The organism is Micromonospora sp. CA-249363 (genome assembly GCF_050950185.1).
Lineage (GTDB): Bacteria > Actinomycetota > Actinomycetes > Mycobacteriales > Micromonosporaceae > Micromonospora.
This window is the reverse complement of sequence record NZ_CP192020.1, coordinates 2,995,145-3,018,023: the sequence shown is the minus strand read 5'-3', so window position 1 is coordinate 3,018,023 and position 22,879 is coordinate 2,995,145. Positions and strand designations below refer to the sequence as shown.

Here is a 22,879-nt window from a genome sequence, read left to right as displayed (position 1 = left end):
CACGATTCGCACAGCGGCCTCCGCGCCGAGGCCCCACCAGGCTCGCTCGCTCCCTTTGCTCTGCTTCAACGGAGGCAACACGGACGGGCCGTCACTGTCGCCTCCGTTGAAGCAGAGCAAAGGACGCACGAGCACCGGGCGGACCCCCGGCCGTTCGGCGGCGGCTGTAAAGGGCGTCAGGGTCAGACGAGCGCGATCGGCTCCCGGGCAGCCACCGGATCCGCAGCGGGCACCACGCTCGACCCGACGAGCGGGACGGTGGGCGGCGGAGTCGGCGGGGACGGCGGGGCCGGTGACCGCAGCGAGCTGCGACCGGCCGCCCAACTGTCCAGCAGGTGCGCCGCGAAGAGCCGGTCCACCGCGAGCGCCGCCGCCGCGCCGAAGAGCACGTCCGGGGCGAGCGCCGGCTCGGTCCGCACCAGGCCGCCGCACAGGTCGTGGGCGGCGATCTGCTCGTGCACCGCGTCCGCCTCCACGTGCTCGTCGTAGAAGCGGGTGGCCACCTCGTCCAGGCCGAGGCGGCGCAGCCCGTTGCCGTAGCGACGGTTCGGCAGCGACGAGGTCATCTCGAAGGCCGCCAGGTGCCCGAGCAGCGCCCCGCGCAGCCGTCGGTGCAGCCCGAACAGGGACATCAGGTTGTTGGTCGCCAATGTCACGGCGGGCACCACGTCCAGGTGAGCGCCGTAGTCGGTGTCCAGGCCCAGCCGGTCGAGGGTGCGGCGGAACAGCTCGGCGTGCATCCGGTCCAGCCGACCGTTGCCGTACTCGTCGGTCTGGATCTCCACGAGGGCGGCCTTGGCGGGGCCGCCGAGGCGCGGCAACGCCCAGCTGTGCGGGTCCGCCTCGCGCAGGTGGTAGACCGAGCGGTGGGCGACGAACTCGCGGAACTGGGTGAGGTCGGCACGCCGTTGCAGCGCGGCGGCCAGCGACGGCCCGTCGTCGGCCGCGACCAGCTCGGCCAGCCCGGCGGCGACGCCGTCAGCCGGCACCGCCGGTACGCCGGTCAGCCGGCGCAGCGCCGCCTCGAAGGGGCGTTCGGCGCGGGCCCGCAGGGCCAGCAGGGTGGGCTGCCACTCCCAGCCCTCGTCGACGCCCCGCCAGCCCCGGTAGTGCAGCTCGTAGCAGAGGAACAGCGTCAGTTGCAGGTCCTCGTCGGTCAGCGGGTCCGCCGGATCGAGGTCGACGCCGAGGTCCGCCGGCAGGTCGTGCGGCGCGCGGCGCAGCGCGTCGGTCAGCGCCGTCGACAGCGGGCCGCGCGGCTGCGGCAGGTGCGCGGGACCATAGCGGCGGTCGGCGGGCTCCGGCATGGGACCTCCAGCGTCGTCGGGCCGCTACTGATGCCCTGGTGGGATGCGCCTAAACGAGATCCTCGACGGCCACGGCCTGCTCCACCTGCTCGCGGACGCGCCGGGCCGGCTCGCCGTCGGCGTACAGGCCACGCAGGTCGGCGAAGGCCGGTTCCGGGGGCGCCAACGAGACCGTCGGGTCGACCACGGCCTCCAGGACGCAGGGCCGGTCCGCGGCGAGCGCCTCGTCCCAGGCCGCGCCGACCAGCTCCGGACGGTCCACCCGGACGCCGTGCAGGCCGAGCAGCCGGGCCCAGCCCGCGTACGGGACGTCGGGGCGGCGGCGCATCGGGTCCGCCGACGGCTCCCGTCCACCGCCCATGCCGTTGTGGTCGCGGTTGTTGAGCACGAGCACCACCAACCGTGGGTCGGCCCAGTTCTGCCAGTGATGCGACACGGTGATCAGCTCGGCGAGACCGTTGAGTTGCATGGCGCCGTCGCCGAGCAGCGCGACCACCGGCGCATCGGGCGCCGCGAGCTTGGCGGCCACCGCGTACGGCAGGGCGCAGCCCATCGAGCCGAGGGTGCCGCACAGTTGCGCGTTCACCCCGGGCGGCAGAACGAGGTGCCGGGCGTACCAGTAGAGGACCGAGCCGACGTCGACCGCCACCGACCCGGCATGCGGCACCCGCGTGGAGAGTTCCTGGAGCACGAGCTGCGGGTTGATCGGTTCGGCCGGCGCGGCGGCCCGGTCGGCGGCGGTCGCGCGCCAGCGGTCGACGGTGCTCTCCACCGTCGACCGCCACTGTTGGTGCGGCCGGGCGGGCACCCGTTCGAGCAGCGCCCGCAGCGTCTCGGTGGCGTCACCGACCAGCGGCACGTCGGCCGGGTAACGGCTGCCGATCCGGGTGCCGTCAATGTCGATCTGCACGGTGCGGGCCTGGTCGGGCATCGGGAAGTAGTCGGTCCACGGGTCGTTCGTGCCGACCAGCAGCAGCGTGTCACAGCCGCCCATCAGCTCGGCCGCGGCCGGCGTGCCGACCTCTCCGAGCACACCGGCGTGGAAGGGCAGGCGCTCGTCCAGGATCGGCTTGCCCAGCAGCGACGTCGCCACCCCGGCGCCGAGGCGGTCGGCCAGCTCGACGATCTCGGCGGCGGCGCCCCGGCCACCCTGGCCGACCAGGATCGCGGTGCGCTGGCCGTTGCCGAGCACCTGCGCGGCGGCGTCGAGGTCCACCTCGTGCGGCAGCACCCGGGCCAGCGGCTCACCGGGGGTCGCCGTGATCACGCCCGCCGCGTGCGTCCCGAGGTCCGGCACCAGGGCCTCCTGGAGGTGCCGCGGCAGCACCACGCAGGTCGGGCTCCGCGTCGCCGCCGCGGTGCGGAACGCCTGGTCCAGCAGCACGGGTACGGACGCGGGGCTGCGGCCGTACTGGACGAACTGGTTGCACACGTCGCCGAACAGCCGGCTCAACCCGATCTGCTGGTGCGCGCCGCCCAGCGGCCCGGTGACGTCCTCGCCGACGATCGCCACGACCGGCTTGCTGTCGAGCTTGGCGTCGTACAGGCCGTTGAGCAGTTGCACCGCGCTCGGTCCCTGGGTGGCCAGGCAGACGCCGATCCCGCCGGTGAACTTGGCGTGCCCGGTGGCCATGAACGAGGCGGTCTCCTCGTGCCGGGCCGGGATGAACGCCGGGTCGCCCCCGGCACGTTCCAGCGCCTCGACCAGCGGTGCGATCGCCGCTCCGGGGTAGCCGAAGGCGCGCGGGACCCGCCAGGCCCGCATGCGCTCGACCACCAGGTCCGCCACGCGGCGCTCAACCATTGCCGCGCCCCGGGGTGCCTTCGTCGACGTAGCGCAGCACCGCCCCGACGCCGTCGGTGAGCTGGGGCGCCTCGTCCGCGCCGAGCACCGTCAACGCCGCGTCGGTGCCGACCAGCGCCCGGACCAGCGCCGCGTCGGCGCGTACCCGCTGCGGGTCGTCGACCGACATCGCGCTCAACTGGGACGGGTCGACGGCGATCTCGGTGGGCTCGGGGCCGATCCACAGCTCGCCGTTGGCCGACGGGTCGTCGACGATGATCATCGTGTCGACCTGGTTGCGTTGCAGGGCCGACACGACCGCGTCGAGACCGGCGCCGACGTCCTCCTGCACGCCGAACTTGTCCAGCGCGGCGGTGATCCGCTGGTCGGCGACCTCGGCGATGGTCTGCACCGTGAGGTCGTCCAGCATGCTCTGGTCGGCGCCGCCGGCCCGGGAGCCCGCGTCCGTGCGGACGACCAGGTCCTGCCAGCGCGGCGGCATCTGCGCGGCGATCATCCCGGTGGCCCGGACGTCACCGGCCACCACCACGACGTCCGCGCCAACGCGGTCGGCCAGCTCCACGGTCGCGGCGGTGACGTCGCCGGCGTTCTGGTGCCACGCCTCCATGGCGGCCCGCTGGTAGCGCGACTGCGACCAGCCGCCAGGCTGGACCCGACGCAGGGGGAAGCTCTCCCGGCCGGCGACGTGCGCCCGTCGGGGTACCCCGCCCGCGCTGACCGCGACGGCGTCGCCCCCGGTACGGTCGGCCACCACCCGAACCCACGCCACCTGTTCGCCGCGCTGGGCGAGCAGCGGCATGACGTGCGGCAACGGCCCGAAACTCGCCAGGTCGCGCAGCGGCGGCGCGGACAGGTACTCGGAGAGCACCACCCGGCCGTGGCTGGCGAAGACGGCCAGGCCGTAGTCCCCGACCATCGGGTCGTGACCCCGGACCACCCGGTCCAGCGCGGCGACGCTCGCCTCGTCCGCCCCCTGTTCGGCCAGGCGGCGTTCCAGGGCGCGCCAGCGCAGGTCCAGCGCCGGGTGGGCGTCCTCGGTGTCCGCCGAGGCGTCCAGGTACACCGAGCACCACGGCCCGGGTCGGTCGTAGAGCGGGCGCAGGAAGGACAGCTGCATGCTCGACCCCTTTCCAGCTCGACCGCCCGCTTACCCTCCCCGCCCGGGATGTCACCTCGCGGGCGTGAGCCCGTGACCAGGTTTCATTCACGTCGTTCAACCGGGGACATCGATACGATCAGTGAACACAAGCGGACTCTCGGTGGTGGACATGGACAGCGGACTCGATACCCGGCGGATCGTGCACCCGACGGAGCGGATCGTCACCGGACGGCTGGTCCGCCTGCTCGACGGCTACACCCGCGAGATACGCGTCGGCCAACCGGTGCTGGTCGCGGTGCTCGCCGCTGCCGCGTTCGCCCGGCTGCCGGCCCTGCTGCTGCGCACGCTGTTCTCCTTCGGCGGCGGTGGCGCCCGCCGGCGCTGGAAGGAGCTGAAGCAGGGCCCGGAGTACCTGGTCACCCCGGTCCGCCTGCGGAACACCGCCGGTCAGCTCTGCGAGGTCGAGCTGCACGGGCACCTGCCGCAGAGCGCCCTGCATCCGGCCGACCAGGTGCAGCTCACCCTGCGCCCACAGCGCGACCCGGAGCTGCCGCCGCGGATCGAGCGGATCGTCAACCTGACCACCGGGCAGTTGCTCACCCCGCGTACCGCGACGCTCTGGTCACACCTGGGGCCGCCGCTGCTGTTGCAGGCGACGATCGGCGTTCTGCTGCTGGCCGGTGTCGTGGCCTGTTCCGCGCTGACCTGAGCGGGGCTCAGCCGACCGGCGTGGGCTCGCGGGTCGGCTGGTCGGCGGCGCCGAGCATGCCCCGGCGGTGTGCCCAGCGTTCGAAGATCAGGGTGGCGAACGGCGGCACGGCGCACGCCAGCGCCACGACGGTCACCGGCAGGCTCCAGCGGCGCAGCCGCGCCACCGCGAGCACCAGCAACCCGTACGCGATGAACAGGCCGCCGTGGATCGGGCCGAAGATCTTGACGCCCAGCTCGTTGTCGGGCGGACCGTACTTGACGGCCATGCCGGCCAGCAGGGCCAGCCAGGAGCAGGCCTCGGCAATCGCCGCCACGACGAACAGCCGGGTCACCTTCTCGCGCATCCGGCAATGCTAGCGGTGCCGCCCGTTCGCGCTCCCGCCGACCACACAGCGTGCGACAGGGGTCACGGGGCCCGCCACTGGGTAGGAAAGAACCCTCGGGTCTTCCCCGCTCGCACGGCCGCGTGCGAGGTTAGGGGGAACCAGCGGTGACAGGGCGGTGACCATGGGCGAGGACGTCGGCGTACGGACCTTCAGTCGGGAGGATCGGGCCCGTTACCGGGAAAAGGTGCGGAACTGCCTGGATGTCTTCGCCGAGATGCTGCGGGAGTCGCGGTTCGACATCGACCGGCCGATGACGGGGCTGGAGATCGAGCTGAACCTCGTGGACGAGGTGTCGAATCCGGCCATGCGCAACGCCGACGCTCTGGCGGCCATCGAGGACCCGAGTTTCCAGACGGAGCTGGGCCAGTTCAACATCGAGATCAACGTGCCGCCGCGTCGGCTGACCGGCACCGGGACCCTCGACTTCGAGGAGCACGTGCGGGCCAGCCTGAACGCCGCCGAGCAGAAGGCCCGCACGGTCGGCGCGCACATGGTCATGATCGGCATCCTGCCGACGTTGCGTCCCGAGCACCTGACCGCCGAGACCCTGTCGGCCAACCCGCGCTACAAGCTGCTCAACGAGCAGATCTTCGCGGCGCGCGGCGAGGACCTGCCGATCGCCATCTCCGGGGTGGAGCGGCTGGCGGTCACCGCCGACACGATCACCCCGGAGGCGGCCTGCACCAGCACCCAGTTCCATCTTCAGGTCAGCCCCGCGCAGTTCGCCGACTACTGGAACGCCGCCCAGGTGGTCGCCGGCATCCAGGTGGCGCTCGGCGCGAACGCGCCGCTGCTGTTCGGCCGGGAACTGTGGCGCGAGACCCGCATCCCGCTGTTCCAGCAGGCCACCGACACCCGGCCGGAAGAGATAAAAGCCCAGGGGGTACGCCCCAGAGTCTGGTTCGGCGAACGCTGGATCACCAGCGTCTTCGACCTGTTCGAGGAGAACGTCCGTTACTTCCCGGCGTTGCTGCCGGTGTGCGACCCGCAGGACCCGGCGCAGACCCTGGCGGCCGGCGAGGTGCCCAACCTCGCCGAGCTGCGGCTGCACAACGGCACCATCTACCGCTGGAACCGCCCGGTGTACGACGTGTCGCGGGGCCGGCCGCACCTGCGCGTGGAGAACCGGGTGCTGCCGGCCGGGCCGACGGTGCTGGACACCATCGCCAACGGCGCCTTCTACTTCGGACTGGTCCGGGCCCTGGCCGAGTCGGACCGCCCACTGTGGTCGCAGATGTCGTTCAGCGCCGCCGAGGAGAACTTCACCAACTGCGCCCGGCACGGCATCGACGCGCAGGTGTTCTGGCCCGGCCTCGGCTACCTGCCGGTCACCGAGCTGGTGCTGCGCCGGCTGCTGCCGATGGCGCACCACGGCCTGGACCGGTGGGGCCTCGACCCGACCGAACGGGATCGGCTGCTGGGCGTCATCGAGCAGCGCTGCCTGACCAACCGCAACGGCGCGACCTGGCAGGTGGAGACGCTGCACCGGCTGGAGTCCGCCGATCACCTGGACCGGCCGGAGGCGCTGCGCGAGGTGGTGCGGCACTACGTGGAGCTGATGCACAGCAACCGGCCGGTCCACGAGTGGCCCATCCCCTGACCCATCGCCTGTCCTTTGTGGACCCCCCACGACATCGACCATCGTCATAGGCTGTGGCGGCTCGCACGTCGATGACGATGGAGGCAAGTGTGGCCAGTTCCGGCGTGGATCCCGCCCCGACCCGCACACCCGCTCGACCGCCCCTGTCGCGTCGTCGCATGCTCGGCATGGGAGCGGCGAGCGCCGCCGCGATGGTGGTCGCCGGCCGCGCGGACCCCGCAGCGGCGCAGAGCGCGCCCCCGCCGAAGACGCGGCGGGCGCTGCGGGCGCCGGCGCTGGCACCCGGGGACCGGGTCCGGGTCGTCTCGCCCGGAGGCACTCCCAACCCGACGAACATGGCGCGCGGCATCGAGATCCTGCGCAGCTGGGGTCTGGAGGTGGAGCTGGGCGAGCACGTCTACGCCAGGTACGGCTACCTGGCCGGCACCGACGCGCAGCGACTGGCCGACCTGAACGCCGCGCTCAACGACCCGGGCGTACGCGGTGTCTTCGCCGCCCGGGGCGGTTACGGCACCCAGCGGATCGTCGACGACATCGACGTGGCCGGCGTGCGCCGCGACCCCCGGGTGGTCGTCGGTTTCAGCGACATCACCAGCCTTCACGGCCGGCTCTGGCGCGAGACCGGCCTGGTCACCTTCTACGGGCCGATGGTCAACTGGAGCGACAGCCGCACCGGCCCGGAGTCGGCAGAGGCGCTGCGAAGCGCGGTGATGACCACCGCGCCCGTCACGATCACCAGGGACCCGGCCGAGACGGCCGCCCCGGTGGTGGTGCCGGGGCGGGCGTCGGGTCCGCTGCTCGGCGGGACCCTGACGATGCTCTCCACGTCGCTCGGCGCGGCGGACGCTCCGCGGTTCGACGACGCGATCCTCTTCTTCGAGGACGTGGACGAGGCGCCGTACAGCATCGACCGGATGCTGACCGAACTGCGCCGGGTGGGCGTGCTGTCCCGGGTCGCCGGGGTGGTCGTCGGTCAGATCACCAACAGCGTCGGCGGCGCCGACCAGTGGGACGCGGCGGCGGTGCTCAAGGACCGCCTGTACGACCTGGGCGTGCCCGTCCTGGGCGGGCTACGCCTGGGGCACGGCAACGGCCAGCTCACCGTCCCGCTCGGCGCGCGGGCGACGATCGACGCCGAGGCGGGGACCCTGACCGTGGAAGCCGGGGTCCGCGCCCGCTGAGAGCGTGACCGCGCTCAGCCGCGTGGGGTGGGGACGCCGAACAGGTCGGTGATGCCGCCGGGCAACTGCGCGAGCAGGTCGTGCCGGTCGTCGTCGTCGAGCGCTTCGGCGACGGTGCTCAGCACGACCCGGGCGTGCTCGCGTACCTGGTCCGCGTTCGCGACCTGCTCGCGGTCGCCCACGTGCTTCAGGAAGTCGCCGACGTCCCACCGCCGGCCCTGCGGGTTACGGGTGACGGACGCGTTCAACCGGTCGGGCAACTGTGCCGCGAGGTTGTCGGCCTCCTGTCCGGCGAGTCGTTCGCCGAGCACCGACAGGACGGCCTGCACCGACCGCACGGCCTCGTTCTCGCCGAGCCCTCCGCGCTGTCGTACGGTCGCGATCATCTGCTCGTACTCCATGACCCGCTCCCTTCCGTCTCCGGAACGAGCCGCGTTCCCCCGCTCCCCCACCACAAACACACGTCGCGCACGCGTTCCCCACCCCCTTCCCCCGCCGATCTTGCACTTTCGGTTGCCGACTTGGGGTAATACGCCCCCTCTGTCGCCACCGAAAGTGCAAGATCGCGGGGACACGGGCGGGGTCAGACCTTGAGGAGCACCTTCGTGCAGTCGTCCTGCTTCTTCTGGAAGATCTTGTAGCCCTTGGGAGCGTCGCGCAGCGGCATGCGGTGGCTGACGATAAAGCTCGGGTCGATCTCGCCGCGCTGGATGCGCTCCAACAGTGGGCGCGTGTACCGCTGCACGTGGCACTGACCGGTCCGCATGATCAGTGACCGGTTCATGAAGGCGCCCATCGGGAACTTGTCCACGAAACCGCCGTACGCGCCGACGACCGACACCACTCCCCCGGACCGGCAGGCCAGGATCGCCTCCCGCAACGCGAACGGACGTTCCGTCTCGGTCCGGGTGGCCTGCTTGGCCCGGTCGTACGCGTACATGGCGGGATTGCCGTGATGGCCCTCCATGCCGACCGCGTCGATGCACGCGTCGGGGCCCCGACCGGCGGTCATCTCGTTGAGGGCGTCCAGCACGTCGACGTCCTCGTAGTTGATCGTCTCGGCGTCGGCGTGCTCGGCGGCGAGCCGCAGCCGGTACGGGAACCGGTCGATGACGATCACCCGCTCCGCGCCGAGGAGTCGGGCGCTGGCCGCGGCGAGCAGCCCCACCGGTCCGGCGCCCCAGATCGCGATGACCTGCCCGGGCTTGATGTCGCACATCTCGGCGCCCATGTAGCCGGTCGGGAAGACATCGGCGAGCAGGACGGCCTGGTCGTCGGGGATCTCGTCGGGCACCTTGAGCGGGCCGACGTCGGCGAACGGCACCCGCGCGTACTCGGCCTGGCCGCCCGCGTACCCGCCGAGCAGGTGGGAGTAGCCGAAGATGCCGGCCGGCGAGTGGCCCATGACCTTCTCGGCGAGGCCGGCGTTGGGGTTGGAGTTCTCGCACACCGAGTAGAGGCCGCGCTGACAGGAGGAGCAGTGCCCGCAGGCGATCGGGAACGGCACCACCACCCGGTCGCCGGGCTTGAGGTTGCGCACCTGCGGCCCCACCTCCACCACCTCGCCCATGAACTCGTGGCCGAGGATGTCGCCCTTGCGCATGGCAGGGATGTAACCGTGATAGAGGTGCAGGTCGGAGCCGCAGATCGCGGTGGTGCTGACCCGTACGATGGCGTCCCGGGCGTTCATGATCGTCGGATCGGGTACGTCGATCACCTTGACGGTGTCGGTGCCCATCCAGGCGGTGGCCTTCATTTTCTCTGCCTCTTCCGACGGGTGGTCAGCGACGGGACGTCGGCAGCGGCTGCGCGGGCCGCTGCATGGCCTGCTGGCGTACGGAGATGCCGTTCGGGCTGCCCTCGGAGCGGACCACCTCGCCGGCCTCCAGCACCTGTTTGAACCGGCGCAGGTCGTCGCGGACCTGCTGCTCGGGTTCCTCACCGAAGAGCTTCGCCACGGCCCGGCCGAGCGCGCCCGCCGGTGGCGCGTAGCGCAGTTGGACCCGGACCTCGGTGCCGCGGTCGCCCGGAGCGGGTACGAACGCGACCCGACCGGCGTTGGCCACGCGACTGCCGGGCAGCGACCGCCAGGTGATCGACCTGTTCGGCTGATCGTCGATGATCTCGGCGTCCCATTCGACGCGGCGACCGGCCGGCCCACGGGCGACCCAGTGCGACAGGCGCAGGTCGTCGGCGCGTACCGACTCCAGGTGCGCCATGAACCGGGGCAGGTTCTCCATGTCGCGCCAGAACCGGTACGCCTCGGCGGGCGACCGGTTGACCGTCACCGCGATCTCCATCCTGATCATCCGCGCTCGGGCCCGCCGGGCGCGCCCGGCGGCGACGGCGGCGGCGACGTCCAGGGCGGTGATGCCGGCGATCGCGGCCGTGGTGAGGGCCAGGCGACGACGTCGTTCGCCGCGCCGTTCGCTCATGGCCCGGCCCAGCAGGGTGAGGTCGAGGGCGTCACCGGCCACCCGCGTCCACGTCCAACCGACCGGGCGGCGACCGCTGAGCAGGCCGACGGCGTGCGTCAGTTCGCGGGCGCCGACCGCCCTGATGACCGGCTGCGCCGCCGGGGAGTCGTCCACTCCGGTCAGTCGCGCGAGCGGTCGGGACGCGGCCAGCGCGCCCAGCCCCAGGGCCAGGCTCAGCAGGCCCAGGGCCCTCGGCAGGGCCGGCGACACCGGCCTTTCCAGCTCCGGCAGGAGCACGGTCTCGACACGGCTCATGTCGGGTCCCTTCCGGTAGGCACGTCGCCGCCGGTCCGGCGGGCAGCGGTGTCCGCTCTGGTGACGCTATGCGCTAGTTGTGCGGCATGCGCCCGGTTCGGGCAGAACACGGCCACCCGCGGCAGGTCCGTCGCCTTCAGTCAGGATCGCGACATTGACCGATTTAGATCAAGCACGAACGGTTACGGTCGGCTCACCCCCTGTCTCGTCGCCGCGAGGAGCATGCCCGTGAGCCCTACCCTCCTGCGCAAACTGACCACCACCATCGCCGTCGCGTTGCTCGTCGTGGAGGCCGCCGCGCCGGCTGTGGCGCGTACCCCCGAAGCCGCGCCCGCGCCCGGCGGCGTTCGCGCCGTCGTGCGCGACGCGGCCACCGGCGCGCCCGTCCCTTACGCCTGCGCCGCGCTCGTGCCCACCGACCCCGCGGCGCTCGCGGCCGTCACGCTCGGGGAGGACCAGCTCGGCCGGTACGGCGGCTGCGCCGACGAGCAGGGCAGCCTGGTGACCGGTGACGTCGCCCCCGGCGAGTACCGGTTGCTCGTGCGGCCCTACGACACGACCCGGCACGGCTGGCAGTGGGTCGGCCGGCACGGCGGCACCGGTCAGCGCGAGCGCGCCCTCGCGGTCCGCGTCCGGGCCGGCGCGGTGACCAGCGCGCCCGACATCCGGCTCGACCCGCCCGGCTCGGTCGTCGGAGTGGTGACCGACGCGGCGACCGGCGCGCCGGTCCCGCGAGCGCTGGTGATGGTGGTCCCGTACGTGCCGGACCCCAAGTACGGCGACCACGGGCCCACGACCGATGAGAACGGCCGCTACACGATCACGGGGCTCGGGCCGTACGAGTGGCCGGTGCAGTTCGCCGCGGGTGGGTTCGCCACCGTCTGGTCCGGCGGGGTGGGCACCCGCGCGCAGGCACGAGGGGTGCGGGTCCACGCCCAGCGGACGGCGACCCTGAACCAGGCGTTGCCCGCCGGCATCCCGGTCAGCGGGGCGGTACGCGTGGACGAGCTGCTCACCTACGCTCAGGTGCTCGCCTTCGACGCGAGCACCGGTGACCTGGCCGGCGTCGCGGACGTGGGTAGCGGGTACGCCCTGCGCCTGCTCCCCGGGCAGCGGGTGAAGCTGCGCTGCGACTGCTCGTACGCCCCGCCGGTGTGGCATCAGGACGCCGCCGACTTCGACGCGGCGACTCCCCTGCGGCTCCGGCGGACGCCAGTCGTGGTCGACTTCGACCTCGGCTGACCCGGGCGGCTAGAGCACCCACCGGAGCACGGTGACCAGGCCGACGACGCACAACGCCACCAGGATCACGCCGATCACGACCGCCGCGAGACAGCCCAGGCCGTCCCGCCACGAACTGGGCTCCTCGGGACGTGGCCCGTCATCGGTCCAGGTGACGGGCTCGTCCCGGCCGGCCTGCTCCAACAGCCGGGCGAAGCGCGCGCCCGCCACCGGACCGAGTCCGCCGCGGGGGTCGGCGGTCACCCGCAACGCCCGCAGACGCCGCCAGGCGTTCCCGTAGGCCCGCTCGAACGCGGCGACCTCCCGCGCGTCGGTGTCCTCGCCGAAGAAGCCCCACCGCCCCGCCTCGGTCACGTTGCCCACCTGGCGGTAGAGCGCGGCACGCCGCGCCCGCAACTCCAGGTCGTCGGGGTACGCGGCGGTCAGGCTCGCCAGGCGTTGCATGGCGGGGTGTACGTGCCCGCGCCCCAGATCCGCCGCCACCTTCGCCAGCACCTGTTCCTTCGCCACGGCGGCCATTCTGAGCGGTACGCGCCCCACGCCGACACTTCATTTTCCGGCGGTCGGAGCGTTATGGCCGCGTCGCAGCGGGTAGCCGTCATCCGCTTTTTCCAGGGGCCGGGAGGTGGGATGACGGCGACCAGCGCCTTCTTCGAGCGGCTGGCCGACGAGTGCCGGGATCCGCGGTTCAGCAAGGTGTGCGGAAGTGTCCGCTTCGACATCTCCGAGGGAGACGACCTGGAGCAGTGGCTCCTGGTCATCGACCACGGCGACCTGCGGGTCTCCCGCAGCGGGGAGCCCGCCAACACCGTCATCAGGGTGCCGGCACAGGTGGCGGAGGCGATGGCGCGCGGCGAGGTGAACGGTCTGGCGGCGATCGAGCGCGGCGAGATCCTGGTCGACGGCGATCTCGCCCTGGCGTTGCGGATCGGGCGGCTGTTCCCCCGTTCGGGTCAGGGTGGTGCGGGACCCGACCAGCCGACGGCGGCCAGCGCGCCGTGAGAGACATCCCGGGCACGGTGTCGTGCATCGACGGCAACACCTTCATCGTGTCGGACGCCAGTGGCGACGTGGAGTCGTCACCCGCCACGCCGGTGGGACTGTTCGCCGCCGACACGCGCTTCCTGTCCCGCTGGGTCCTCACCGTCAACGGCGAGCGGCTGACCGCCCTGTCGGTGGACGACAGCCAGTACTACGAGGTCACGTTCTTCGTGGTGCCGGGCGGGGCCGTCGACTACGTGGAGGCGGACGTGTCGGCGATCCGGCGGCGACGCATCGGCCCGGACCTGACCGAGACGCTGACGATCTTCAACTACGGCCAGGGAGTGGTGGACCTCGACGTACGGCTGGAGGTGGAGGCCGACTTCGCCGACATCTTCGAGATCAAGTTCGACATCCAGGACAAGGCCGGCAGCTACTACACCGACGTCGAACCGAACCGGCTGCGGGTGGGCTACCGGCGTGGGACGTACCGGCGTGAGGTCGTCGTGTCGACGAGCGAGTCGGCCACCATCGACGCGCGCGGCCTGCGGTACGCGGTGCGGCTGCGGCCCGGGGAGCAGTGGGACACCCGGTTGGGGGTGGTCATGCGGGCACTGCGACCGGACGGCGTCGACCTGCGCGCCCCACTGCGGGCCCAGCGCCCGGACGAGTCGACGTTGCCGGACAGCGTGCGCGAGTGGGTGGCGCAGGCGCCGACGCTGGACACCGAGAGCGCCACGCTCCAACAGGTCTACCACCGCAGCCTGGTGGACCTGGCGGCGCTGCGGTTCGCGCCGCTGTCGCTCGGCGGAGCTGCCGTACCGGCGGCCGGGCTCCCCTGGTTCATGACCCTGTTCGGCCGCGACAGCCTGTTGACCTGCCTACAGACGCTGCCCATCACGCCGTCGTTGGCCCCGCCGACCCTGCGGATCCTCGGCTCGCTCCAGGGCGCCCGCACCGACGACGTCCTGGAGGAGGATCCCGGCCGGATCCTGCACGAGCTGCGTTACGGGGAGTCGGCCGCGTTCGAGGAGCAGCCGCACTCCCCCTACTACGGCACGGTCGACGCGTCGCCCCTGTTCGTGGTGCTGCTCGACGAGTACGAGCGGTGGAGCGGCGACACCGCCCTGGTGATGGAGTTGGAGCAGGAGGCTCGCGCGGCCCTGGCCTGGATCGACGAGTACGCGGACCTGACGTCGACCGGCTACGTCTGGTACCAGCGGCGCAACCGGGCCACCGGCCTGGACAACCAGTGCTGGAAGGACTCCTGGGACAGCATCTCCTACGCGGACGGCCGGCTGCCCGGGTTCCCGAGGGCAACGTGCGAGGTCCAGGGGTACGCCTACGACGCCAAGCTCCGTGGGGCCCGGCTGGCGCGTACCTTCTGGGGCGACCGTGACTACGCCGAGCGGCTGGAACGCGAGGCGGCGGCGCTGTACGAGCGATTCAACCGGGACTTCTGGCTCGAGGACCGCGGCTACTACGCCCTCGCCCTCGACCACGACGGCACCCCCGTGGACAGCCTCTCCTCGAACATCGGACACCTGCTGTGGAGCGGCATCGTGGCGCCCGACCGGGCCGCGCGTGTGGTCGAGCACCTGATGGGTCCGGCGCTCTTCTCCGGCTGGGGCGTACGGACCTTCGCCGCCGGGCAGAGCCGCTACAACCCGCTCGGCTACCACAACGGCACCGTCTGGCCGTTCGACAACTCGTTCATCGCGTGGGGCCTGCGCCGTTACGGGTTCCTCAGCGAGGCGGGACGTGTCGCCGAGGGCATCCTGTCGGCCGCGACCTACTTCCAGGGGCGGCTGCCCGAGGCGTTCGGCGGTTTCGACCGCAGCACCACCCGGTACCCGGTGCGGTACCCCACCGCCGGCAGCCCGCAGGCGTGGTCCAGCGGCGCGCCGATGCTGCTGCTCCGCACCCTGCTCGGCCTCGAGCCGCACGAGGAACACCTGGCGGTGAATCCCGCGCTGCCGTCCGCCTTCGACCGGATCGCGCTGCTGGACATCCCCGGACGCTGGGGGCGCGTTGACGCGTACGCCCGCCACCGCCCGGACCGGAACTAGTTGACCGCCCGCGCGTGCAGGACGTCGCGGGCCTGTTCGGCGGCGCGGGTGATGCTCTCGCTGATGAAGTCGAGGAAGCGGGCGATGTTCTCCAGGCGGGCGGCGGCAGGGGTGCCTGGGCCGAGGACGGCGACGCCCTCACGTGCTGTCGCGACGAGCTGGTCGTTGGCGCGGGCGCTGGCGATCGTCGCCTGGTAGAAGAGTTCGTTGTCGACGAGGTAGCGGTCACGGCGGCGCTCGTCGCGCTCCCGGCGTACGAGACTCTGACTCTCCAGGAAGCTGATCGCCTTGGAGATGGACGCCGGGCTGACGTGCAGGCGCTGGGCCAGGTCCGCGGCGGTGAGGCTGCCCGTGTCGGTGGTGAACAGGCAGGTCAGCACCCGGGCGCCCATCTTGTTCAGGCCCGTGGCCATGAGGACGGTGGTGAACGCCTCCTCGTACTCGGCGACCGCTTCGGCGTCGCGGCCGTGCGGCTGCGGGATCGACTCGGCGGTTCGGGTGGCGGCCGGCGCGCGGCGGCGGGCGCGGCGTTCGGTGGCGCGGTGGGCGAGGTCGGCGCGGTAGGAGTTCGGGCCACCGTTGCGCAGCACCTCGCGGGTGATCGTCGAGGTCGGACGGCCGAGACGTCGGGCGATCTCGGCGTACGGGAGGCTCTCGGCCAACCCCGACGCGATCTGCTGACGGTCCTGCTGGGTGAGCCTGCCTCCCGGCACGTTGATCTCCTCGGTGGTCGTCCTCAGCGGCTCCGCCACCATAGCGTTCACCGCCAGTCGATTGCAATGGCGACGATGGGAAGCGTTGCTTCATCGACAGAGCCGTTGCAACGTTTACGGCCTCTTGAGCTGGGATTACCGCGTATCTACGCAACAAGATTGTTGCCGTGATTCGGAAAGCAACGTAGCGTTTCCGATGTCAGAAACAAGGAACAAGCATCGGAGAACGCCGTGCAGAGCTTCGCCACCCCCGCCCCCATCGCCGCCGTCCTGGACATTGCCGCCGGGCGCATCCAGGTCATCGCCGCCGACCGCGCCGACACCACCGTCGACGTCCGGCCCGCCGACGCCGGCCGCAGCCGCGACACCCGAGCCGCCGAGCAGACCACCATCGCGTACGCCGACGGCGTCCTGCGGGTCACGACCGCGTCCCCCGCCAACCAGCTCCTGGGCGCCGCCGGCTCGGTGGAGGTCACCGTCCAACTGCCCGCCGACTCTCGCGTCGAGGTCCGGGCGGCCAGCGCCGAACTGCGCGGCGTCGGACGCCTCGGTGACGTCACCGTGGACGGCGCGTACCGCCACATCAAGGTCGACGAGGCGGCGAGCATGCGCCTCGCCGCCGTCGACGGCACCGTCGAGGTCGGTCGGCTCAACGGCCCGGCCGAGATCAGCACCACGCGGGGCGACATCCGCGTCGCCGAGGCGACGCGCGGCCGACTCGTGCTGCGTACCCAGTCCGGCGACATCTCGGTCGCCGCCGCCACCGGCGTCTCGGCCGCTCTGGACGCCGGCACCGGCCACGGGCGCGTGAGCAACGCCCTGGTCAACCACGGCAGCGTCGACCTCGACATCCACGCCACCACCTCGCACGGCGACATCACCGCCCGCAGCCTCTGAACCCCAACCCCTTCAAGGAGTACGACGATGACGAGCAACGCCCCCTTCTCGACCAGTTCACCGTGGACCGGCATGGTGCCGGTCGACGACACCGCCCTGGCCGTCACCGACAGCGGCGGCCCAGGCGTCCCGGTGGTCTTCCTCAACGGCCAGTTCGCCACCCAGGGGTACTGGCGGCACGTCCTCACCGACCTGGGCACCGGGTGGCGGCACATCACCTACGACGAGCGGGCCCGCGGCAGAAAGTCGGGGCGCTCGGCGGACTACTCGTTCGAGGCGGCCGTCCGGGACGTCGACGCCGTCCTCGCCGCCCGGGGCGTGCAGCGGGCGGTGCTCGTCGGCTGGTCGTACGGCGCTGTCGTCGGCGCCCACTGGGCGCACCGCAACCCCGATCGCACCATCGGCGCGGTCCTGGTCGACGGCGCGTTCCCGCACGACTGGCTCGACGACGCCATGGAGCAGCGGATCCGCAAGCTGTTCCGGCGCATGGGCTGGTTCACGCCGCTGCTGCGGCCGACCGGTCTGACCCCGCGGATGAGCGCCGACCAGCAGGCGGAGAGCAACATCGAGCTGGGCCGGCTCTCCCGGGAGCGCGAGCTGGGCCCGGTGCTCGACGCCATCACCGTGCCCGTGCGGTACGTGGTCGCCTCGGGAACGTCCCTCGGCAGCAAGGGTGACGAGCAGGAGCGCATCCGCGCCAGCCTCGACGCGGTGACGGCCCGCAACCCGAACATCCGCATCCACGCGAAGGTGGCCAGCAACCACGGCGCGATCCTCAAGAAGGACTTCGCGACCGTCGCCCAGGCGGTACGCGAGGTCGCCGCCCCCGACAGCACGGACCGCTGACACACCACTTTCGAAACTCGACACCGCACTGTGGAGATCCACTGGTAAGAATGAGGTAACCCCCTCACCTTCGGGAGATCATCGTGCCTCGTACCCCCCTGTCCCGCCGCGCGCTGCTTGCCGCCGGCGGCGCGACCGCCGTCGCCATCGGCGCGGCCGCGGCGAGCCCGACCGCCGCCGCGGCGAAGCCGACCGACGACCCGGTCGCCACGCCGAACGAGGCGCTGCGCCGACTCCTCGCCGGCAATCACCGCTTCACCACCGGTCACGGGCGGCACCCGCACCAGAGCCTGGACGACCTGCACCGCCTCGCCGCCGGCCAGCACCCGTTCGCCATCACGGTCGGCTGCGCGGACTCCCGGGTCGCGCCCGAGGTGCTGTTCGACCAGGGTCTCGGTGACCTGTTCGACAACCGGGTGGCCGGCAACATCGTCGACGACCTGCTGTTGGGCAGCGCCGAGTTCGCCGTGGAGGAGTTCGGCAGCCTGCTGATCGTCGTCCTCGGGCACGAACGTTGCGGCGCGGTCACCGCCACCATCGACGCCATTCGCACCGGCGGCACCGCTCCCGGGCACATCGGCACCATCGTCGACAGCCTCCGCCCGATCATCGAGCCGGTGCTGGACCAGCCCGGCGACCCGGTGGAGAACGGGGTTCGGGCCAACATCGCCGCCCAGGTGCGGGCGCTCTCGGCCCGCAGCCCGATCATCGCCGAGAAGGTGCGCCAGGGTGCGCTGCGGGTCGTGGGCGCCCGCTACGACCTGGACAACGGACGGGTCTCACTGGTCGCCTGACGACGTCCCCTCGCCCGGCCGCCCGTCTCGCGCGGGCGGCCGGGGCTGTTCCACCGTCCAGGTGACGGCGGGTGGGTGGACCCGGGCGCATACCGGCCCGCCGGCTGCGTCCGTCAGCCCCAACCTGCCCACCAGCAACTCACCGCTCTCGTGCGCGGCGCGCAGCAGGGTGGTCGGGATGTCGGTGAACATCAGCTTGGCTCGCCGGAACATCGCGAACCCCTCGTCGGTCAGCGCGCCCCAGCTCAGATACAGAAACCGCGCTCCGGGCCGCCCGTGCACGAACGGCCCGCCGACGTCCAGCACCCCGTCGACCTCCCGGCTGGACACCTCGACGTTCCAGGTCGCTGAGGTGGCGTCGACCCGTACGCGATCGACCACCTCGCTCTTGCGCTGGATACCGACGTACACGCTGCCGAGCCGCAGCGCGTCGGCGTCCGCGCCGGCGCGACGGCCTGGGAGATCGCTGCCCTCGATCCGGATCCGCACGCCACCGACCCTAGTTTCTCGACGCCGGCACCGGCGCATTCCTTGCTCCGAGCGGAGTAGGACCCGGCGTTCGCCGACGTGTCAGGCAGGAGGAGCGCCCTCTCCTCGCCCGGCAGCCGACCAGGCAGTAGCCCATGTCCTACTCGCGTCCTTTGGAGCTGACTCGTTCACGACATCGCCGACCATGCCACCGGCCGACACCGGTCCACCTTCGGCGCACCCGGGTCAGCGGCCGGCAAGCCGCTGATTCGCCTGCGACATCAGCTCCAAAGGATCCGCGCACCACCCACGGCCCCGTTGACCCGACAGCCGGCGCAGCGTGGCGCTCGCTGCGGGTCGGCGTCGGCCCGCAGCGGTTCGCCACACCACGGATGGCTCCTCGTCGGCGAGGCCAGGAAGGGCGCGGGCACGTGACTCCGATGTCCGGCGGGCCGGCACTAGGGTGCAGTCATGGTCGATCGTCGCCAGGTGATGAAGTTCCGGGTCCGGGCCCAGCAGCTCGACCGGGACGAGGGCACGCTCGCCGACCTCGCCGTCCTGGACATCGGTGTGCAGAACACCGGTCCGGACGGGGCCCGCTGGGCCCTGGCCGTCCGCGGCGTCGACGTGACCGCGTTGTCCGATGCCGACGTGGTCCTGCTCTGGACGGTGCGGGGCGCTCCGCACCTCTACCGCCGGAGCGACGTCGGGCAGGTGGTGGCCGCGGTCGAGCCGTTCTCCGACGCCGACGCGGGCAAGCGCATCTACGACGCCGCGAAGCCGTTGAAGGCTGCGGGCATCGCGAACCTCGCCGCTCTGGACGAGGTGGCCGCCGGCATGCGCTCGATCGTCACCACGCCGACGGTCAAGGGCGACGTCTCCGGCCGTCTGGCCACCATGCTGCCCGAGCCGTACCTGCGGTTCTGCCGGCCGTGCGACGCCACGCACCTGTACGAGATGCCGTTCCGGCTCGCCGCCGCGCGGGCCGGGCTGGAGTTGCAACTCGACACCTCACCGCCGGTCCTGCGGCGCATCACCGGGTTCCGCAGGGCGTCCGCCCCGGGTGACCGGTTCGACCTCGTCCGTGCGTACCTTCGTCTGCTCGGACCGGCCACCCCGAAACACGTGGCCGACTATCTCGACGCGCCGGTCAAGGACGTGAAGGCGCACTGGCCCGCCGACGTGGTCGAGGTGACGGTCGACGGCGAGACGCGCTGGCTGCTGGCCACCGACGAGGAGGCGCTGACGTCGGCCGAGGTCCGCGTGACCCGTCTGCTCGGCCCGTTCGACCTGTTCCTGCAGGCGAAGGACCGGGCGACGCTGACGACGGACGCCGCTCAGGTGAAGGAGCTGTGGCCGGTGCTGGGTCGCCCCGGCGCGGTCCTCGTCGACGGCGAGATCGTCGGCACCTGGCGTCCCCGCAAGACCGGCAAGACGTTCACGGTTGCGGTCCAGCCCTGGCGCAAACTCTCGGCCGGCACGCGCGACGCCATCACCGCCCAGGCCGAACGCCTCGCCACGCACCGCAGCGCCGCGCTCGCCGCCGTCGATTTCGCCGGTTAGCGGCCTGGCGGCGCGGAACCGTCAGCGCGTACGCCGGTAGTAGGACCAACCGGCCAGCGGCAACGCGATCGCCCAGGCCACGAGCAGTGGGAGGCCGATCAGGACACCCGTCGGGGTGAAGATGTCCTGCTCGCTGCTCTCGGAGAGGTCGGCGGCGAACTGCCAGGGCAGGGTCGACGAGTAGCCGATCATCAGGGCGGAGCCCAGCACCGTCGGCGTGAGCGGCAGCCACGGCGGCACCCGGTGGCCACGCAGCCAGGGCACCCACCGGGGGAACGTACGCCCCCAGTCGCTGATCAGCCCGAGCGCCAGCACTCCCCCGAGCCCCGCGAGGACGCACAGCAGGCCCAGGTAGAACGCGCCCGCCGGCAGGCCGAGGAACCCGTCGACGGGATGATCACCGACGCCAGGCCCGCGACCGTGGTACCACTCCTCGAACGGTTCGGCGTGTGCGAACAGCGGGATGCCGAGGATCCAGGGGACGTGCAGCGGGATGAAGCCCAGCACGGGCGCGATCCACGCCACGTGACCGGCTCGGCGCGCCCACGCCGGTGGTGGTTGCGATGCTTCCAGGCTCTGGTTCACGGTCATCACTCCGTACCGATGCGGTGTTTCCTTACGGATCCACGCTGCGCCAGCGGCGGGCCCACCGGATCCCCGCGCGGAGGGAGCCCGGTCCCCGCGCCCGGGGATCGGCCCCGATCCACACGCATCGAACGTGATCGTTCAGCCCCGTAGCCGACGCTCGCGGCGGGACCTGTCCGGGTCCCGCCGCGACCGCTCGGCATGGTCACACCCCGGCGGTTGCCCGGCCGATCGGGAACCGTACGCCGGTGAGGTCCTCCGAGACGTCCCAGAGGCGTTGCTGCACGGCCAGGTCGTAGGACTCGGGGCTGGACGTGACCAGCTTCGGGTGGCCGCGCGTCTCGCCCAGGCCGTCGGGGCCGTAGTACTGCCCACCGAGAACGGACGGGTCGGTGGCGGCGCGCAGGGTGGGCAGCGCGCCCGCCGCGGCGGGCTGGGCTACCGCCGGGGCGAGCACGGTGATCGGCGCGCGGACGAGCGCCGGGGAGTTGCGGACCAGTTCGGTGTCGGAGACGCCCGGGTGCGCGGCCGCCGCGACGGTGGTGCCGTGCGGGGCGAGCCGGCGCTGCAACTCGTAGGTGAACATCAGGTTGGCGAGCTTCGACTGGCCGTAGGCGGCGACCCGACTGTACGACCGCTCCCACTGCAGGTCGTCGAAGTGGATGGCGGCGCGGATGCGGTGGCCGACGCTGCTGACCGTGACCACCCGGGAGCCGGGGACGGGCAGCATCAGGTCGAGCAGCAGGCCGGTGAACGCGAAGTGACCCAGGTGGTTGGTGCCGAACTGCATCTCGAAGCCGTCGCGGGTGGTCTGCTTCGGCGTGTACATGACACCGGCGTTGTTGATCAGCAGGTCGATCCGGGGATGGGTGGCGCGGAGCCCGGCGGCGGCGGCGCGCACCGACTCCAGCGAGGTCAGATCCAGTTCCTGTACGGAGACGTCGCCGCTCATCCGGGCGGCGGCGCGCTTGCCCTTCTCGGTGTCGCGCACGGCCAGCACGACCGAGGCTCCGCGCTCGGCGAGGAGCCGGGCGGTTTCGAAGCCCAGGCCGGTGTTGGCGCCGGTGACCACGGCCACCCGGCCGTCCTGGCGCGGAATCTGCTGCTCGGTCCACTTCATCTCAGGCTCCCAAGGTACCGCCGGTAAGTTATGTCGGAAACGCTAATGTACCGCCGGTACGCTGTCAAGAGACCGCCGGTACCTAAGTTAGGGTTGACGCATGACGTTCCAACGGGCGCGCAGCGAGGAGCAGCGCGCGGTCCGCCGCCAGGCGATCCTGGAGACGACCTCGGCGATGCTCGACGAGATGCCGGTGGCCGACGTGACCCTCAACGAGCTGAGCCGGCGGGTCGGCCTGGCCAAGACGGCGGTGCTGCGCTACTTCGAGTCCCGCGAAGCGGTGCTGCTCGACCTCCTGGATGACCGGACGACGACCTGGCTGGCCGAGCTGGACCAGGAGCTGGCGCACGGCGTCGACCCGGACCGGTCCGCGCCGGAGCGGGCCGAACAGGTGGCCGACGTGCTCAGCCGGTCACTCGCCGCCCAGACGGTGCTCTGTGATCTCTTCGGCGCGCAGGGCGGGGTGCTCGAACACAACGTCTCGGTCGAGGCGGCCCGCCGGCACAAGCGGGCCTCGCTGGCCAACCTCGCGGTGATGGCCGGCCTCATCCGGCGGCACCTGCCCGAGGTCGGCGACCGCGCCGACCTGTTCTGCCTTCAGGTCCTCCTCGTGGCCGGCGCGTTCTCCGCCTACAGCACGCCGCCGCCGAGCCTGCTCGCCGTCTACGAGTCCGAGCCGGCGCTCGCGGTCTACCACATCGACCCGCCGACAGCCCTGCGCATCGCGATCATCACGCAGCTCGTGGGCATCCTGCCGCGCCCCTGACTACGAGCGTTCCAC

At 72.2% G+C, this 22,879-nt stretch carries 23 protein-coding genes; 11 read left to right on the top strand and 12 right to left on the bottom strand.

The window, feature by feature from the left end:
* Positions 1-182: 182 nt before the first annotated feature.
* From ACQPZK_RS13850 to ACQPZK_RS13840, 3 genes are read right to left on the bottom strand one after another with little or no spacing between them, the layout of a single operon-like run.
* The gene (locus ACQPZK_RS13850; RefSeq protein ID WP_433538686.1) at positions 183-1,307 is read right to left on the bottom strand and encodes an iron-containing redox enzyme family protein; all 1,125 of its coding nucleotides are present in this window, start codon (positions 1,305-1,307) and stop codon (positions 183-185) included.
* Positions 1,308-1,356: 49 nt separating this feature from the next.
* The gene (locus tag ACQPZK_RS13845) at positions 1,357-3,111 is read right to left on the bottom strand and encodes a thiamine pyrophosphate-binding protein (protein ID WP_433538685.1); all 1,755 of its coding nucleotides are present in this window, start codon (positions 3,109-3,111) and stop codon (positions 1,357-1,359) included.
* A complete protein-coding gene (locus ACQPZK_RS13840) occupies positions 3,104-4,228 on the bottom strand; it encodes a Vms1/Ankzf1 family peptidyl-tRNA hydrolase (RefSeq protein ID WP_433538684.1) in 1,125 nt (374 codons plus the stop codon). The genes ACQPZK_RS13845 and ACQPZK_RS13840 overlap by 8 nt, the downstream gene beginning before the upstream one ends.
* 142 nt (positions 4,229-4,370) lie before the next feature.
* Between ACQPZK_RS13840 and ACQPZK_RS13835 the strand changes: the two genes are divergently transcribed.
* Positions 4,371-4,919: a hypothetical protein gene (locus ACQPZK_RS13835; RefSeq protein WP_433539203.1), complete on the top strand. Its 549-nt coding sequence runs from the start codon at positions 4,371-4,373 to the stop codon at positions 4,917-4,919.
* A gap of 7 nt (positions 4,920-4,926) precedes the next feature.
* Here the strand turns inward: ACQPZK_RS13835 and ACQPZK_RS13830 are convergent, their stop codons facing one another.
* Positions 4,927-5,265 carry a DUF3817 domain-containing protein gene (locus ACQPZK_RS13830; protein ID WP_433538683.1) on the bottom strand — a complete coding sequence of 113 codons (339 nt, stop codon included), beginning with the start codon at positions 5,263-5,265 and terminating at the stop codon, positions 4,927-4,929.
* A gap of 163 nt (positions 5,266-5,428) precedes the next feature.
* On the opposite strand from ACQPZK_RS13830, the gene ACQPZK_RS13825 reads away from it, so the two are divergent.
* Entirely contained in the window at positions 5,429-6,907 is a 1,479-nt protein-coding gene (locus tag ACQPZK_RS13825) for a glutamate--cysteine ligase (RefSeq protein WP_433539202.1), read from the top strand.
* 191 nt (positions 6,908-7,098) lie between these two features.
* A complete protein-coding gene (locus tag ACQPZK_RS13820; RefSeq protein WP_433539201.1) occupies positions 7,099-8,088 on the top strand; it encodes a S66 peptidase family protein in 990 nt (329 codons plus the stop codon).
* Between the two features lie 14 nt (positions 8,089-8,102).
* Here the strand turns inward: ACQPZK_RS13820 and ACQPZK_RS13815 are convergent, their stop codons facing one another.
* From ACQPZK_RS13815 to ACQPZK_RS13805, 3 genes are all read right to left on the bottom strand, one after another.
* The gene (locus ACQPZK_RS13815; protein WP_433538682.1) at positions 8,103-8,489 is read right to left on the bottom strand and encodes a DUF2267 domain-containing protein; all 387 of its coding nucleotides are present in this window, start codon (positions 8,487-8,489) and stop codon (positions 8,103-8,105) included.
* A 182-nt stretch (positions 8,490-8,671) separates the two neighbouring features.
* Complete coding sequence (locus ACQPZK_RS13810; RefSeq protein WP_433538681.1) at positions 8,672-9,844, bottom strand: zinc-dependent alcohol dehydrogenase; 1,173 nt, start codon at positions 9,842-9,844, stop codon at positions 8,672-8,674.
* 25 nt (positions 9,845-9,869) lie between these two features.
* Positions 9,870-10,820 carry an SRPBCC family protein gene (locus tag ACQPZK_RS13805; protein ID WP_433538680.1) on the bottom strand — a complete coding sequence of 317 codons (951 nt, stop codon included), beginning with the start codon at positions 10,818-10,820 and terminating at the stop codon, positions 9,870-9,872.
* Positions 10,821-11,048: 228 nt separating this feature from the next.
* Here ACQPZK_RS13805 and ACQPZK_RS13800 point away from each other — a divergent pair, with 228 nt between their 5' ends.
* Positions 11,049-12,062 carry a carboxypeptidase regulatory-like domain-containing protein gene (locus tag ACQPZK_RS13800; RefSeq protein WP_433538679.1) on the top strand — a complete coding sequence of 338 codons (1,014 nt, stop codon included), beginning with the start codon at positions 11,049-11,051 and terminating at the stop codon, positions 12,060-12,062.
* A 9-nt stretch (positions 12,063-12,071) separates the two neighbouring features.
* Here the strand turns inward: ACQPZK_RS13800 and ACQPZK_RS13795 are convergent, their stop codons facing one another.
* Positions 12,072-12,572, bottom strand: a complete 501-nt coding sequence (locus tag ACQPZK_RS13795; RefSeq protein ID WP_433538678.1) for a DUF6584 family protein — start codon at positions 12,570-12,572, stop codon at positions 12,072-12,074.
* A 120-nt stretch (positions 12,573-12,692) separates the two neighbouring features.
* On the opposite strand from ACQPZK_RS13795, the gene ACQPZK_RS13790 reads away from it, so the two are divergent.
* Positions 12,693-13,064, top strand: coding sequence for an SCP2 sterol-binding domain-containing protein (locus ACQPZK_RS13790; RefSeq protein ID WP_433538677.1), 372 nt, complete (start codon positions 12,693-12,695; stop codon positions 13,062-13,064).
* Positions 13,065-13,069: 5 nt separating this feature from the next.
* Positions 13,070-15,112 carry an amylo-alpha-1,6-glucosidase gene (locus ACQPZK_RS13785; RefSeq protein ID WP_433539200.1) on the top strand — a complete coding sequence of 681 codons (2,043 nt, stop codon included), beginning with the start codon at positions 13,070-13,072 and terminating at the stop codon, positions 15,110-15,112.
* Here the strand turns inward: ACQPZK_RS13785 and ACQPZK_RS13780 are convergent.
* The gene (locus ACQPZK_RS13780; RefSeq protein WP_433539199.1) at positions 15,109-15,825 is read right to left on the bottom strand and encodes a helix-turn-helix domain-containing protein; all 717 of its coding nucleotides are present in this window, start codon (positions 15,823-15,825) and stop codon (positions 15,109-15,111) included. The genes ACQPZK_RS13785 and ACQPZK_RS13780 overlap by 4 nt on opposite strands.
* Before the next feature lie 231 nt (positions 15,826-16,056).
* Between ACQPZK_RS13780 and ACQPZK_RS13775 the strand changes: the two genes are divergently transcribed.
* From ACQPZK_RS13775 to ACQPZK_RS13765, 3 genes are all read left to right on the top strand, one after another.
* A complete protein-coding gene (locus tag ACQPZK_RS13775) occupies positions 16,057-16,722 on the top strand; it encodes a DUF4097 family beta strand repeat-containing protein (RefSeq protein WP_433538676.1) in 666 nt (221 codons plus the stop codon).
* Positions 16,723-16,749: 27 nt separating this feature from the next.
* Complete coding sequence (locus ACQPZK_RS13770) at positions 16,750-17,568, top strand: alpha/beta fold hydrolase (protein ID WP_433538675.1); 819 nt, start codon at positions 16,750-16,752, stop codon at positions 17,566-17,568.
* 83 nt (positions 17,569-17,651) lie between these two features.
* Positions 17,652-18,362: a carbonic anhydrase gene (locus tag ACQPZK_RS13765; RefSeq protein WP_433538674.1), complete on the top strand. Its 711-nt coding sequence runs from the start codon at positions 17,652-17,654 to the stop codon at positions 18,360-18,362.
* Here ACQPZK_RS13765 and ACQPZK_RS13760 read toward each other — a convergent pair.
* The gene (locus ACQPZK_RS13760; RefSeq protein WP_433538673.1) at positions 18,348-18,851 is read right to left on the bottom strand and encodes a DUF5990 family protein; all 504 of its coding nucleotides are present in this window, start codon (positions 18,849-18,851) and stop codon (positions 18,348-18,350) included. The two genes, ACQPZK_RS13765 and ACQPZK_RS13760, sit on opposite strands and share 15 nt — an antisense overlap.
* A gap of 450 nt (positions 18,852-19,301) precedes the next feature.
* On the opposite strand from ACQPZK_RS13760, the gene ACQPZK_RS13755 reads away from it, so the two are divergent.
* Positions 19,302-20,393 carry a winged helix DNA-binding domain-containing protein gene (locus tag ACQPZK_RS13755; protein ID WP_433538672.1) on the top strand — a complete coding sequence of 364 codons (1,092 nt, stop codon included), beginning with the start codon at positions 19,302-19,304 and terminating at the stop codon, positions 20,391-20,393.
* A 21-nt stretch (positions 20,394-20,414) separates the two neighbouring features.
* Here ACQPZK_RS13755 and ACQPZK_RS13750 read toward each other — a convergent pair whose 3' ends face one another.
* The gene (locus tag ACQPZK_RS13750) at positions 20,415-20,984 is read right to left on the bottom strand and encodes a hypothetical protein (protein ID WP_433538671.1); all 570 of its coding nucleotides are present in this window, start codon (positions 20,982-20,984) and stop codon (positions 20,415-20,417) included.
* Positions 20,985-21,183: 199 nt separating this feature from the next.
* On the bottom strand, positions 21,184-22,098 hold the full coding sequence (locus ACQPZK_RS13745) for an SDR family NAD(P)-dependent oxidoreductase (RefSeq protein WP_433538670.1): 915 nt from the start codon (positions 22,096-22,098) through the stop codon (positions 21,184-21,186).
* A gap of 100 nt (positions 22,099-22,198) precedes the next feature.
* Between ACQPZK_RS13745 and ACQPZK_RS13740 the strand changes: the two genes are divergently transcribed.
* A complete protein-coding gene (locus tag ACQPZK_RS13740) occupies positions 22,199-22,864 on the top strand; it encodes a TetR family transcriptional regulator (protein ID WP_433538669.1) in 666 nt (221 codons plus the stop codon).
* The last annotated feature ends 15 nt before the right edge of the window (positions 22,865-22,879 follow it).

What these genes read in the sequence shown, in the direction of transcription:
- ACQPZK_RS13820 (WP_433539201.1), top strand. Translation starts at nt 7,099, where the DNA reads ATGGTGGTCGCCGGCCGCGCGGACCCCGCAGCGGCGCAGAGCGCGCCC.
- ACQPZK_RS13805 (WP_433538680.1), bottom strand. Translation starts at nt 10,820, where the DNA reads ATGAGCCGTGTCGAGACCGTGCTCCTGCCGGAGCTGGAAAGGCCGGTG.
- ACQPZK_RS13740 (WP_433538669.1), top strand. Translation starts at nt 22,199, where the DNA reads ATGACGTTCCAACGGGCGCGCAGCGAGGAGCAGCGCGCGGTCCGCCGC.
- ACQPZK_RS13810 (WP_433538681.1), bottom strand. Translation starts at nt 9,844, where the DNA reads ATGAAGGCCACCGCCTGGATGGGCACCGACACCGTCAAGGTGATCGAC.
- ACQPZK_RS13745 (WP_433538670.1), bottom strand. Translation starts at nt 22,098, where the DNA reads ATGAAGTGGACCGAGCAGCAGATTCCGCGCCAGGACGGCCGGGTGGCC.
- ACQPZK_RS13815 (WP_433538682.1), bottom strand. Translation starts at nt 8,489, where the DNA reads ATGGAGTACGAGCAGATGATCGCGACCGTACGACAGCGCGGAGGGCTC.
- ACQPZK_RS13755 (WP_433538672.1), top strand. Translation starts at nt 19,302, where the DNA reads ATGGTCGATCGTCGCCAGGTGATGAAGTTCCGGGTCCGGGCCCAGCAG.
- ACQPZK_RS13845 (WP_433538685.1), bottom strand. Translation starts at nt 3,111, where the DNA reads ATGGTTGAGCGCCGCGTGGCGGACCTGGTGGTCGAGCGCATGCGGGCC.
- ACQPZK_RS13750 (WP_433538671.1), bottom strand. Translation starts at nt 20,984, where the DNA reads ATGACCGTGAACCAGAGCCTGGAAGCATCGCAACCACCACCGGCGTGG.
- ACQPZK_RS13770 (WP_433538675.1), top strand. Translation starts at nt 16,750, where the DNA reads ATGACGAGCAACGCCCCCTTCTCGACCAGTTCACCGTGGACCGGCATG.
- ACQPZK_RS13790 (WP_433538677.1), top strand. Translation starts at nt 12,693, where the DNA reads ATGACGGCGACCAGCGCCTTCTTCGAGCGGCTGGCCGACGAGTGCCGG.
- ACQPZK_RS13830 (WP_433538683.1), bottom strand. Translation starts at nt 5,265, where the DNA reads ATGCGCGAGAAGGTGACCCGGCTGTTCGTCGTGGCGGCGATTGCCGAG.
- ACQPZK_RS13825 (WP_433539202.1), top strand. Translation starts at nt 5,429, where the DNA reads ATGGGCGAGGACGTCGGCGTACGGACCTTCAGTCGGGAGGATCGGGCC.
- ACQPZK_RS13850 (WP_433538686.1), bottom strand. Translation starts at nt 1,307, where the DNA reads ATGCCGGAGCCCGCCGACCGCCGCTATGGTCCCGCGCACCTGCCGCAG.
- ACQPZK_RS13840 (WP_433538684.1), bottom strand. Translation starts at nt 4,228, where the DNA reads ATGCAGCTGTCCTTCCTGCGCCCGCTCTACGACCGACCCGGGCCGTGG.